A 12716-nucleotide genomic window follows, 5' to 3' on the forward strand; every position below is an offset into this window, starting at 1 on the left:
AGCGAATGTGAACGGCGCATGAATGGTAAATTACAACGAAGGCAGTGTAACGATAAAGCTGGTTCCTTCGGGTGAACTGGTTACCTCGATGTGGCCTTCGTGAAGCTGTACGATCCTTTTGACAATGGCCAGTCCAAGGCCTGTGCTTCCGGAACCTCGTTCATGTGCCCGATCTGCGCGATAGAAACGGTCGAATAAGAAGGGCAAATGCTCTGCGGCAATGCCGTCGCCCGTATCCCGGATTTCCACCTTGATTTCGGCATGCGTTTGTTCGGCATGAACGGTAATGGTCCTCCCTTCAGGAATATGCTGGGCAGCGTTCCCGATCAGGTTCATCCACACCTGTATGAGCAGCACGTCGTCACCGGTTAACGTTATGGATTCGGGTATAGATATTTTCAGCAGAAGCTCTTTCTCCTCGATACGCCACTGGAGCATCTGAACCGCCTGACGAACCTGATCCCGCAGGGAAATTGTTTTCCGGTTCACAGCAACCTGTCCCTGTTCCAGGGATGAAAGCAGAAGCAGCTGCTTGCTGAGCATCGAAAGATGGCGGCTTTCCTGTTCGATAATAGATGCATAGTGCGCAGATTCCTCTGGAGATAGACGGGACTCGCCAAGCAGTTTGGCAAACCCCTGAATCGACGTCAGCGGCGACTGGATTTCGTGCGAGACGTTGGACACAAACTGCTGTCTGGCCGCATCCGTACGCTCCAGCTCCCGACTCATGACCATAAAATGCTCGGCGAGCCTGCCGATTTCGTCCCTGCGCTTGGTCGGCAGCACGATATTGTAATTTCCCTGCGCGATACGCTTCGTTGCCTCCGACAACCGGGTCACCGGCTTAACGAGATAGCGTGTGCTGATCAGAAACAAGACGACGCTGATGGCTACCGTCAAGATCCCGACCAAAGCGAAAAAGATCCGCAGCTCCCCAAATTGCAAAATGACGTCAGGATGCATAAACAAAGCGAATTGGCGGCCGCCTGCCGCGACGGGTACCCCGACCGTATTGCTTAACCGGTTATCAAAGAACCCGGAGATAAAAGGCTTGTTCGGGAATTGGGCTACCCCATGATAGATGTCTCCCTGCAGAACCTTCGATATGGTGCTCTCGCCCAAATCCATTTTGCGAAAACTGCGGCCGTAATATCGGTCATCTTTATCACCGTCCGTCAAATAAATCTGATATCCAAGCGCTGCCGCATTCTGAAGGTAGGCATCGACATCCGCAGGCTCATTCTCCAAGAACCGCTTCATTTGGCTGGCGATCCCGACGAGCTTCTCGTCGTTGAACGGTTTGAGCTTGACATGGTAATACATATTGGAAGCCAAAAAGCCAAGCGTGCTGCTGACAACAATCACAATGAGGGTGATAAGAAACACACGCGAGTACAGCGATTTCATCGTTTGGGCACCTCTAATTTGTACCCGATGCCCCTTACCGTTTGAATGGAGAAATCGTCTGTATAGTCGGCAAACCGCTGGCGAAGCCGCTTGATATGGACATCGACCGTTCGGTCATCCCCCTCGTAATCGGCTCCCCATACCAGCCTGATCAGCTCGTCCCGCGAAAACAGCCTTCCCGGATATTGGGCAAGCTGCGAGAGCAGCTCAAACTCCTTCATCGGCAGCAAAAAGACGCTCTGCCCATCGGTGACCTCCACATTATTCCGGTCGATCACGATTCGGTTCAAATAAAGCGTATCGCTTGAGGTGCGCTGATAGCGGCGGAACAGCGCCTTGACACGAAATACCAGTTCCTCCGGTTCAAAAGGCTTGGTCAAGTAATCATCTGTTCCCCTGGAGTAAGCCTCTTCCTTGTCGGTTAGCTGGTCTTTTGCCGTCAGCATGATGATGGGAATATCGTAATTTTCCCGAATATATTCGCACAGCTCGTACCCGTCCATATATGGCATCATGATATCCACGACGGCGAGGTCCATGTCATGCCTGTCCATCATTTTGGCTGCTTCCATACCGTTCTCGGCTTCATAGACTTGATAGCCCTCTCTCGTCATGACGAACCTCAGCAATTCACGGATATGGCTGTCATCGTCCACAATCAGCAGTTGTCTCATCGAAACTCCCCCACTTTATACAACATTCGTAACGATCAATATATCAAAAGGAGATGAACGGCATATGAACAAAACAATACAAAACCGAACATCCCTATGTATCCTCATCATTTCTGCCATCACTCATAAGAAGCAGCCATGATGAAAATAATAATCCTCTATTTTTTTAGAATACACAACATCTTGGATTTTCATTTTGAGCAAACTAACGGGGATTTGACAAAAAGCGGGTCGAGACGGATAATATCTCTGGCAGAGATATTAATTTAAAGGAGTGCTTTGATATTGCATCGACAAGAGAATGAAGATGGGACAGCAGGCTCAAACCCCGCAATGACGGATATAGAGCCTCTCGAACTTACGCCAACCGCCTGGTCGATCTTAGGTTTCCTCTCCTTGCATCCGAGAAGCGGCTATGAAATACGGGAGGCGGCAAAACGGTCGGTCCGCATGTTCTGGGGCATCAGCGATGGGCAGCTGTATCCACAGCTGAAGGTACTTGAGTCGTTACAGCTTATTGAAGCGCCGCAGGGTGCCGAAGGGCCAAGAGCCCGTCAACGGTGGCATCTCACGGATAAGGGCCGGGACGCTCTGCGTCATTGGTTGGCAGCTCCGTCTGCACCCATTCAGATCAGGGATGAGAATCTCGTTAAATTTTTATTTGCCAGTCGGCAAGGACCGGAAATGATCGTGAATCTGATCCGGGAACGCCGCTCCAGCTTTGAATGGATGCTGAAAACCATTCAGGAAATCCAGCCGGGCAGCTCATGGGATCGTCCGGAGGACGTTTCGTCACTCCCAGTTCCCGCTATGCTCAAGCAATACGGAACAGCGTATGTCCAAATGGTCCTGGACTGGTGTAATGAAGCAGAATCACAGCTTTTATCTTTATCGCTAAAAGAATCGCAAACAGAGGAGGAGCAGCCCTGATGTCCAATCATCGGAGAATCGAATCAACCAAGCCCCCAATCGTCACGTTCGTGCAAATTCTGTTATATGCCACAGCCGTAATCAATGGGATTAATGGCATTTATTCGTTGGGCAGCCCGGGAATGGTCAAGAAAGCGTTATGCGTGATCATGATCCTCACAGCAATTGCTTCGGTTTATGCAGCCTATCGCCTGAACATTCCCGCCCTCTTCAGCAGGTATGCAGCGAACGTTCTTTGCACCATCCTGATCGTCATGCGGATTGCTGAGTTTGCCGCATGGCACAGCATCGGGTTTTTGCTTGGAATCATTTTGCCGGTCATCGTCCTATGGAGATTAAACAGCCCGGAGGCTAAAGCCTGGTTTCATTAAAGGGGTGATCTACTCCATCATGTTTGGGCGGGAGGAAGGATATTGAAGACTATAAAGAGGTTGCTGCTGACGATTCTTGTACTCCTGATGATCGTTACGGCCGGCGTTGTCACCTTTGCGGTAACCCCGCTTTCGTCCTGCCGATTCTCCGGCCATGTCGTCTCCAATGTATCGGCCGAGGGAGTCGGCCGGGACACAGACGCCACGGCTTGTCTGATGGACCGCGGGGAGATGCAAAGAACCCGAGAGAGGGCATTTTTTTCAAAGTGTCCATCTCTCGGGTTACAATTCATAGGAACAGCAGGAGCTGCTTTGTTTAATCGTTTTCCCACAGTGAATCCGTCTAAACCGGGTAACATGATATCCAAAATAACTACTTCGTTTTAATGTACTTCTTTTTCGGCTCCTTCACCAGAAAGCAGCCACTGAACTGAAAATCCTCGCTGTTCCAATTAGATCCTTAGATGACATTACCAGTATACAAAAAGTCCCCACAGCCTAACCACTTCTTTCAAAGTGTCCCGTCTATGGGGACCAGTTTACTTAACTTCTTATTTAATTATACGACAGGCCCCTCTATTTCTGCTTTCAATTGTTCAAACCACTCTAAGTTAACCAAGTGATGGGAACGGGAATTTTCGTTCATGCGGCGGTAGTAATCGATTGTGCCGGGAAGTTCTTGTGTGTTGGACAGGTATTCATCAAGGAGGGCGATTCGGACTTTAGTCTGGTCTATTTGCGATTGGATCAGTTCCAGCAATTTGTTTTTGTCGAATTCATCAGCAAAGAGCAGCGCCCCATAAAATTGCAGGTTCACATATTCCGATTTGGTGCCGTATTTGACCATTAATTTTTCGAATTCAGCCATTCCCGATTCGGTGATTTTAAAGTTCCGAGTTTCGCGCCCACTGGTTGAAGAATTCTGCTGAATCTGTTCAATCCAACCTTTTTCTTCAAGTTGCTGCAGATTGTAATAAAACGAGCCTTTTGTGAAATTTACGATATATTTGTAATGGCGTTTTTCCATTAAGGCCAGCAGTTCATAGCCGTGAGCGCCGGGATTTTGGGTGAGTAAGCCAAGGATGAGTAAGGGAATCAAAGCTGCATCACCTTCGCCATAAGCTCCTCGAATTCTGCGTACGTGATTTTACCCGAAGCCAAATCCATGCTATGAAGGTAAATCTGTTCTGTTTTCGAATAGTTTCGCTTCACTATCAGCGACTGCTCTTCCTCAGGGATGGGTTCCATGACATGACACTTTTTCGAAAAAGCCTCGAAATAGCGGTATCCGAATTTGCGTTGCGAAACCGCATCTAAATGAATGCCATCAGAATTCGCCGTTAAATCTGCCGCTGTTACAAAATAACAATTTTCCTGCTTGTTAGCGACGTGCTGCAATTGTTCATTGACCTGCCGATACTCTGTTGCATGCTGTCCAAAACCGGTCTTCCCAAGGAAATCGCCAAGTCCGCCAATGATCAACGGCACCTCATCAAGATCCAATTCGTTTCTTAGGGTCTCGATAATAAGGGTTAATTTCTCGTAATAAGTTTCATGTAGCGAACGATAACTGTCGCTCTCACCCTGATGCCATAGGATTCCGCAGATTTGGCTGGACCGCAGGGCGAAGCGGGCTTCGGACAAAGCATGCTGAAAAAGGATGCCTTTCGGATGCCAGTCATCCAAGGAACTGCCGCCTTCCGCACAAGGAATCAAACCAATTTCTTCATCGGGGTTGGCTTTCGACCAGGCATCGGCAAAAGACGCCGCCAGGCTTACACCGGAAACCGGACGGTCGTAATTAATCGGCTCTGTCATCATCTGCCACTGTCCATTGCGAAGCATTTTTATTTTTTCATTATAGATAGGATCGACTTCATGCAAAAATCCACGACCCGCCATATTCGACTGCCCCAACATTAAGAATGACTTTATCATTTCGTCTTACTCCTTTACAACACTATAGTCTAATTAGACTAAAAACATTATATAGTCTGATTAGACTATAGTCAATTGAATTATAATTCTTCTACGGTTATTTTTTTGAATGTTTTCAGGCTTTTGTTGTCGCAAAGGTCGTTGTGGCGGCTGCACCTGGTTGAAATCATATCAGCCGGAACGGTGCGATTATCGGACCGCATTGGTATCCTTCGATGACGGAGACAAATAAGAAATAAGAGGGCATTCCGATGATGGAATCCCTCTCTTCTCTTCGTTTACTGATCTCTTTCAAAGCAATTCGTTATCTGCAAATCTATGTACATCTCGGAACGCAAATTCATGAAGATCGCGAAAACGCCTGCCGAGCAACTCATACCCCTCGGCATCAGGGTGCAGGCCATCCGTCAGAAAGGCTTCATCCTCCGGGCCTAGCCAGTTCTGGCCATCTTGATAATACAACTGGCGATCGCCCCGCTCCCGCAATAGCTCCACGGTCTCATGGATGGCTTCACGAATCATGGGCAGAGTAAGGCCCTGCATATTGAGCTCCGTTTCGCGGACGGTGCCATAAATCGGGGAAATGACAAGCAGTGGGGTCTCCCTGTGTTTCTCGCGTATCGTCTCCAGCATTCCAATCAGCAGCGGCTTGAACATGCGAGGGCTTAGGGTGCCTGCGCCATAGATGTTCACGCCCGCACAAATGGAGATGAAATCGGCCGGCAAGTCGCGAATCAGCCGCCCGATCATCGGTTCCATGTGGCAGTTGCCTGAGAAGCCGAGATTGGTCAAGCTGTAGCCGCATGCTTCGGCGGCAATGGCAGGCCAAGCGCGGGAAGGGCTGGAAGCCCCGACGCACTGGGTAATGGAGCTGCCGTACGTAATCCAGCGAGGCCGGGTGTCCGGCAGCGGGACTCCGACAGCTTGGGCGCCAATCCGCAGGCCGATGACGGTCATTCCTATATTTTGCGGGAGCCAGATCTCCAGATCCTTGACTCCGCCCGGAAATCCGCAGAACAAGGCTTCTGATGCTCCGGCGGGTAGGCTAAGCGTCCGGAATAATTCTCCACAGACCAGGCAATCCATGGCTGCTGCATCCGCAAGCGGTGTGAACGATACCGCCACCTCTGCGGAATCCGTGCGAAGCCGAAGGCGGACACCGGCGCAAATCTCCGCTTTGCCTTCGAGTCCCTCGGGCGGATACAGGTTGTAATCCTTGTAAGGAATTCGCCACGGCTTGATTCCATCCTCCCGTTGCTCCAGCGAAACGGCACCGTGAAACCACTCATCTGTTAAGGGAAGCTGCTTCACGGCGTATTCCCTTCTTTCTTGCCTGCAGTCTCCTCAGCTGGCATGAAATCCTCTCCCAGCCATACATCCTGCTCCAGCAGCCGCCGCTGAAGCTCAGATACGGAAATGCCGCGCGAGCCGGTTCCACTTTGAAGCGCCAATGCAGCCGCCGACCCCGCGGCCTGACCCATAGAGAAGCAGTTCGGCATCACCCGCAAGGAACCTTGGACCGCACGATCCGAGGACACGGAGCGTCCAGCGACCCAAAGGTTGTCGATGCCGACCGGCAGCAGGATCCGGTACGGTACGCCGTGTGAGACTCCCGGCGGCAAGTGGTTGAATGTCATTTCGCTTTTGCTGTTGGCGAGATGGATGTCGATGTAGTAGGCGTTCCGGGCAATGTCATCCGGAAAGGAGCGCGCAGCAATGAAATCATCGACCGATAGTATGTAGTCTCCTTCGATGCGCCGCGTCTCTCGAATGCCAAGCTGCTCTCCGCTCGCAACCATATGGGCGTGCTCAAAGCCCGGTACGTAGCGGCGGAAGAACTGCAGCTGGCGTTCCGCCAAGCGGCGTCCTTCAATGGCCCCCCGCGTCAAATCCTCGGCAAGCGTGCCGTCTACGCCGAATACATGACCGAAGTTAACGCCTACCAGGTAGTCGTTGACCCAAGCAAGGCCGGAGATCGATTTGCGGCCCTCCGGCAGCGCACCGTCCTCGATCGCCCGCTCCACCGTCTGGTGCAGTTGGCCTGTATCCCCGCTCTCCTCCAGGTATCGTCTGAAATTCGGACGGTTCACGTTCGCAAGCAGATAGCACATGCTGCCGGGCTGAAGCTCGCCCGCTTCCCCGCCCTTCTGAAAAGGAACCCCCGCCAGCGCAGCGATATCCCCGTCTCCCGAGCAATCGATGATATACTGGCAGGAGATGAAGGAGCGCCCCGTCTTGTTAACGACAACGACACCTTTCACCGTCCGACGGTCCTCGGACAATACGACATCATAAACAAAGGTGTGATACAGCGGCGTAACGCCACTTTCCAGAATAGCGCCGTCATAAACCCGTTTAAGCACCTCGGGATCGATCGGTACCCAGTCCAGCAGTTCTTGATATTCCTCTCTGTACCCGACGTCGCACGCCTGCTTCATACGCTCCATCAGCTCAAGGCCGAGGCCGCGGATAATCGGCCTCCGCTTATCCGTAAAGGGGCAGAAGGCCGGGACGAGCGCAACGGTGCCCATGCCGCCAAGGAAACCTCGTTGCTCCACCAGCATAGTGCTTGCTCCGCCTCTTGCAGCAGCAATGGCCGCGGCAATGCCCGAAGCACCTCCGCCGATGACCAGCACATCCACCTCGCGGGAAACCGGGATGTTAGTTGTTGGCAAAGTAATATGTCCGTATTCCATGGAAACCTCCTCTGGATATATATTGGCTGCAATAAGCTAAACTTAAAAAAACTAATATTACGGCTAGGAATGGTTTGGGGAAAATATGAAACTAAAGGAGCGAATGTTCCAGCGAAATCCAAACATAACAGCAGTCGAAAGTTCAAACATTCCTAGCAGTGATGAACATAACCAAGTGATTAAGTGTCACATTTAGCTTACTTGACCACACCTTCAAGACAAAGGCGGAGAAGATCCTCCACGTTCGCGGTAGCCAGACACTCTACGGTATCGGCGGCGCCATAGTAGATTTTGACTTCGCCGGAATCCTCCAGAATCATGCCTCCCGGAAAAATAACATCATTGCGGAAGCCTCCACTAGTCTCATATTCGGTCTCCGGCACAAGCAGCGGCGCCTCCGCCCTGCCGATGATCCGGCTGGGATCAGCCAGATCCAGCAGCATAATGCCGGCGGTGTACCGTTTCTTCCAGCTGTCCTCCCAGCCGTTCTTGCCGCGGCTGGGGTCGAGGTCCACGGCGTGGAACAGGGTCAGCCAGCCCTTGTCCGTTTTGACGGGCGGAGCGCCAGGGCCTACCTTGTCATTGGCGTAGGCAACATCTTCAACCGCCAGCAGCAGCTTGGAGTTGCCCCAGTACTTTAGGTCTGGAGAGTCGCTCATCCACATGTCAAAGCGGTCCTTGCCGCCCCGGCTGTATACGGGCATTGGACGTTCCAGCCGCACGTATTTACCCCCGATCTGCTCCGGGAATAATACCATGTTGCGGTTGTCCGGCAGCGACAGGCTCAGCACCTCGAAGGAGCTGAAGTCCTCCGTTACGGCAATGCCGCCGCGCAGCCCATGTTCCGTATCAACCGCAAAACACATAAAGCATTGTTCGCCAATCACCGTCAGACGCGGATCATACACGCGGATGACCTCTTCATCATGCCAGGACCAGCAAGGCTGCGGCTGCACTTCCCACTTTCTTCCATCATCGCTGAAAGCCAGCCCAAGATTGGTCGTATGATGCGGGGCAACAATCCCCTTGCGTTCATCGCCGTAGTCATTGCGGAACACCATCACATATCTGCCTTTAAATTTGGTAACCCCGGCATTAAAAACCATCGCGGGACCATAGGGCACATCGCCCGGCGACAGAATCGGATTTCCAGAATACCGGGCAATCACTGAACTGGATAACAATGGTCCTACCGTAAATTCATTCATATGCATCAATGCTCCTTGAGTATGAAAATGGAGTCAACCTTTCACCGAACCTGCCGTCACTTGGATAAACGTCTTGTTGGCCACGATATAAGCGAGCAGCATCGGCAGAATTGACAAACATGCTCCCGCCATCATCAGATGGATCTGCATGGCCGCGGAAGAGCCGTAGCGGAGATTCGCCAGCCCGACGGTAAGCGTCTGCAGCTGCGGATTGGTCATCGTGAACACGAGCGGCAGGATATATTCGTTCCAGGCATGGCGGAAGGCGAACAGTCCGGCCACGCCCAGCCCCGGAATCAAGAGCGGCAGGATAATCCGGAAGAAGGTACGGATGAACCCTGAGCCGTCCACCATGGCCGCTTCATCCAGCTCGCGGGGAATGGCTTTGAAGAATCCCTGCAGCATAAAAAACGTGCTGGAATGGGCGCTGATCAGAATCAGGATGACACCCCACAGCGTGGTATTCAAGTGCAACATGACCATCAGATCAAACTGCGGACGCAGCACGATGGCGCCGACGGATATGAACATCATCGATGCCTGCACCGTCACGTACAGGGATTTGCCGGGGAAATCGCGCCGGTCCACCACATATGCCGCCATGGAAGCGACCAGTAGGGTGCCCACTGTAACCATGATGCTGACAAAGACGCTGTTCCAGGTATAGCGGGCGAAATTGGCCTGCTTCCAGGCTTCCGTATAGTTGGCGAATTGCGGCTTGGCCGGCAGCAGACTGCCGCCTGTCATCATTTCGGCGCCAGTCTTGAGCGAACCGGATATCGTCATCATCAGAGGGAACAAAGTCAGAATCGCCGTTGCCAATAAAAACAGCCACATGAGCGTACGGCCCACTACTCTGCCTGCACGGCCAGAATCAGGACGGGCCCTGTTTTTTTCGCGTATGCCCGGCTGTTGGGGTAATGCTTGTTCGTTCATTGCTGGACCTCCTTTACGCTTGCAGCCGTTCACTATAAACCAGGCTGCGGCGTTGTTGTCAAATCGTAAAGGCATTCACAAATTCGGCGCCCTGCACTTCTAATACACTTTGTTCATTTTACGGCTAAGGAAAAAGTACAAACCGGTAATCGCTCCGACGATCGCTGCGCTTGCGAAGCCAACGGCACTGCCGTATCCGAGCTGCTGCGCTACTGGCGAACCGGTGGAAACCGGGAACAGCAGTTTGTAAAGATAGAGGTACATAACCTCGGTTTTGCCGATCGGTCCACCCTCCGTAATGACCATGATGCTCTCATAGCCTTTCAGCGAAGCGATAATTGCCAACATTATGACCATCTGGGCAACCGGGGCCAGCATTGGAAGCGTGATGTGCAAGAACCGCCTTCCGGCGTTTGCGCCGTCTATGGACGCGCTCTCGTACAAATCCTGTGGAATGCTCTGTAGTCCGGCGAGGAACAGCAGCATGTAGTTGCCGACCGCACCCCATACCGCCACCAGGATGACCGTAAGCATCGCATGCTTCGGCCCAAGCCAGTCAACTGGCTGCGAAATCAGATGCAGCTTCATCAAAAGCGTGTTAACCATCCCGTTATAGGAATTGAAAATGGTATAAAAAACAACGGATATAACCGCGGTACTGATGACCGTCGGCATAAAATAAATCCCCCGAAGCAGACTTCCACCACGCAGTTTGCCGTTCAGGATAACCGCCAACAACAGGGATAAGGGTAGCGTCAACAGCAGCTTGCCTCCGGCAAACATAAAGGTATTGCCGACCGATTCCCAGAACAAACCGTCGCGCATCAACCGCCGGAAATTGTCCAAACCAACGAACAAGGCCTCGCCGTACCCGGCATAATCATAGAACATATAGCGGAGCATCCAGAACAAGGGATAGATTCCCAAGACCGCCGTCAAAATGATGCTCGGGAACAGAAACAGAGAATTCTCGCCCAGCCGTTTCCATTTAAAGCTCATGATTCGTTCCTCCTTAGGGGAAAGAAAAGGGGCATCCGCGAAAGCGTGCGCGGCAGCCCCATCCTTGCCTGTTATTCGCCCTGCGGTTTGCTTGGATCAAAAGCAGGATTCGGCGTTACGGTAAACTCGCCTTTTTCCACGGCCTTGGACAATGCGGCGTTGTATCTGGCGTTCAAATCTGCTGTGATCGTCTTCAGATCTCCATCGGAGATCATATATTTGAAGAAAGCGTCCGCATAGTTGGAACCTTCCGGGGTAACGCTTGGCGCAGCAGGCCAGAGCGAGTCGTGATCTCCGACCAAGAAGCCCTCCATGCCGTTGGTATCCGGATTTTTGGCCTGCTCCACAATGCTTGGCACGATGGCGATCCCGAAGCCTTTTTCATGATAGGTCTTCAGAACATCATCGCCGTACATATACTGCATGAATTTCCAGGCCGCTTCCTGATGCGCCGATTTGGCGCTTATTCCAAGCCAGGTTCCGGCGGACACGATCTCAGAAGTTCCCTTGATCTGTCCATCCAGCGTTGGGGCCAAGGCGCCCGCCCAGTTGATTTCCGTCGGGAATTGGTCCTTGTACACGCCCGGTTCCGTCGAGAAGGAGAGGTACATGCCGATTTTACCTGCCGCAAATTGGGCCCTCAGCGGGTCGATGTCCAGCGTTTCCGCGCCGGGGAGTATGCTTCCGTCCTTATGCATCTGTTTGAAATATTCGATGACCTGCGAGTAAGGCGCAAAATCGAATTGGCCAGTTTTCATGTCAAAGCCAAGTCCCTGATAGCCGCTCAACGAGAGAATTTCCCGGATGGAACGGTCAAATGCCTGCTTCGGATTTTTGAAGTTCAGCGCGAAACCGTAGATGCCTTCGGACTTGCCGACTTCGGTGATTTTCTTGGCATCGTCCACCATTTCCTGCAGCGATACCGGTGGCTTCTCGATGCCCGCTTTGGCAAAGAGATCCTTGTTGTAGACAAGTCGCATAGTGAGACCGGTATTGGCCAAAGAGTACACCTTGCCGTCAAAACGGTTGACATTGTCGATCAACAAGCTGCCGAATTTCTTCTTCATATCATCGGTTAGATAACCGTCGATCGGCGCCAGGTACCCCTTCTTGACAAACTCGGACGTATTGGCGCTCTTCAGACGCAGTACATCCGGTGCCTGGTTGCTGGAAAATGCGATGTCGACGCTTTGCGTGTAGTTCTCGGACATTACTGTCAATTCCACCTGGATATTGTCGCCGTTCGTCTCATTGAACTTGTTGATCAATTCCTTGATATACTCCTGGTCATGACGGTCGTCGGTCCAATATTTAAGCTGTACGGGTTGGCTCTTCTCGGCTGCGGGAGTTGCCGTGCCGCCGTCAGACTTTCCATTCGTCGCATCGCTGGTGCCATTGTTGTCATTCCCGCCGCAGCCTGCGATTCCGGCGGCCAACATGAAGCTCAAGCCGAGACCTAACCATTTTTTTCGCATACATTCTTCCCCTTTTATTGACGTTTGTATTGTGAGCTCGTTTTTTATTGTAGACCCTCGTCCTCAGAAAAGGAGTGAGGCA

12 protein-coding genes are annotated in these 12716 nt (G+C 51.9%); 2 read left to right on the forward strand and 10 right to left on the reverse strand.

All coding sequences use genetic code 11. The annotated features are described in order from the left end of the window. Positions 1-30 precede the first annotated feature (30 nt). A complete protein-coding gene (locus tag C7820_RS08620) occupies positions 31-1407 on the reverse strand; it encodes a sensor histidine kinase (protein ID WP_116230595.1) in 1377 nt (458 codons plus the stop codon). After that, positions 1404-2081: a response regulator transcription factor gene (locus tag C7820_RS08625; RefSeq protein ID WP_116230596.1), complete on the reverse strand. Its 678-nt coding sequence runs from the start codon at positions 2079-2081 to the stop codon at positions 1404-1406. The genes C7820_RS08620 and C7820_RS08625 overlap by 4 nt, the downstream gene beginning before the upstream one ends. A 333-nt stretch (positions 2082-2414) precedes the next feature. On the opposite strand from C7820_RS08625, the gene C7820_RS08630 reads away from it, so the two are divergent. Together C7820_RS08630 and C7820_RS08635 are read left to right on the forward strand one after the other, a co-directional pair. Beyond that, complete coding sequence (locus C7820_RS08630; protein ID WP_181908975.1) at positions 2415-3011, forward strand: PadR family transcriptional regulator; 597 nt, start codon at positions 2415-2417, stop codon at positions 3009-3011. Continuing rightward, the gene (locus tag C7820_RS08635; RefSeq protein WP_116230598.1) at positions 3011-3382 is read left to right on the forward strand and encodes a hypothetical protein; all 372 of its coding nucleotides are present in this window, start codon (positions 3011-3013) and stop codon (positions 3380-3382) included. Before C7820_RS08630 ends, C7820_RS08635 begins: the two co-directional genes overlap by 1 nt. A 559-nt stretch (positions 3383-3941) precedes the next feature. Here the strand turns inward: C7820_RS08635 and C7820_RS08645 are convergent. From C7820_RS08645 to C7820_RS08680, 8 genes are all read right to left on the reverse strand, one after another. Further along, positions 3942-4481, reverse strand: a complete 540-nt coding sequence (locus C7820_RS08645) for a PadR family transcriptional regulator (protein WP_116230599.1) — start codon at positions 4479-4481, stop codon at positions 3942-3944. Beyond that, a complete protein-coding gene (locus C7820_RS08650; protein ID WP_116230600.1) occupies positions 4478-5320 on the reverse strand; it encodes a sialate O-acetylesterase in 843 nt (280 codons plus the stop codon). The genes C7820_RS08645 and C7820_RS08650 overlap by 4 nt, the downstream gene beginning before the upstream one ends. Positions 5321-5611: 291 nt before the next feature. Continuing rightward, positions 5612-6631, reverse strand: coding sequence for an SGNH/GDSL hydrolase family protein (locus C7820_RS08655; RefSeq protein ID WP_116230601.1), 1020 nt, complete (start codon positions 6629-6631; stop codon positions 5612-5614). Continuing rightward, on the reverse strand, positions 6628-8016 hold the full coding sequence (locus C7820_RS08660) for an FAD-dependent oxidoreductase (RefSeq protein WP_116230602.1): 1389 nt from the start codon (positions 8014-8016) through the stop codon (positions 6628-6630). Before C7820_RS08660 ends, C7820_RS08655 begins: the two co-directional genes overlap by 4 nt. Before the next feature lie 197 nt (positions 8017-8213). Next, positions 8214-9224: a glycoside hydrolase family 130 protein gene (locus tag C7820_RS08665; protein ID WP_116230603.1), complete on the reverse strand. Its 1011-nt coding sequence runs from the start codon at positions 9222-9224 to the stop codon at positions 8214-8216. 33 nt (positions 9225-9257) lie between these two features. Further along, the gene (locus tag C7820_RS08670) at positions 9258-10160 is read right to left on the reverse strand and encodes a carbohydrate ABC transporter permease (RefSeq protein ID WP_116230604.1); all 903 of its coding nucleotides are present in this window, start codon (positions 10158-10160) and stop codon (positions 9258-9260) included. 99 nt (positions 10161-10259) lie between these two features. Further along, positions 10260-11159, reverse strand: a complete 900-nt coding sequence (locus tag C7820_RS08675) for a carbohydrate ABC transporter permease (protein WP_116230605.1) — start codon at positions 11157-11159, stop codon at positions 10260-10262. Between the two features lie 71 nt (positions 11160-11230). Next, positions 11231-12634, reverse strand: a complete 1404-nt coding sequence (locus C7820_RS08680) for an ABC transporter substrate-binding protein (protein ID WP_116230606.1) — start codon at positions 12632-12634, stop codon at positions 11231-11233. Positions 12635-12716: the final 82 nt, after the last annotated feature.

The organism is Paenibacillus sp. VMFN-D1, assembly GCF_003386155.1.
Lineage (GTDB): Bacteria > Bacillota > Bacilli > Paenibacillales > Paenibacillaceae > Paenibacillus_AQ > Paenibacillus_AQ favisporus.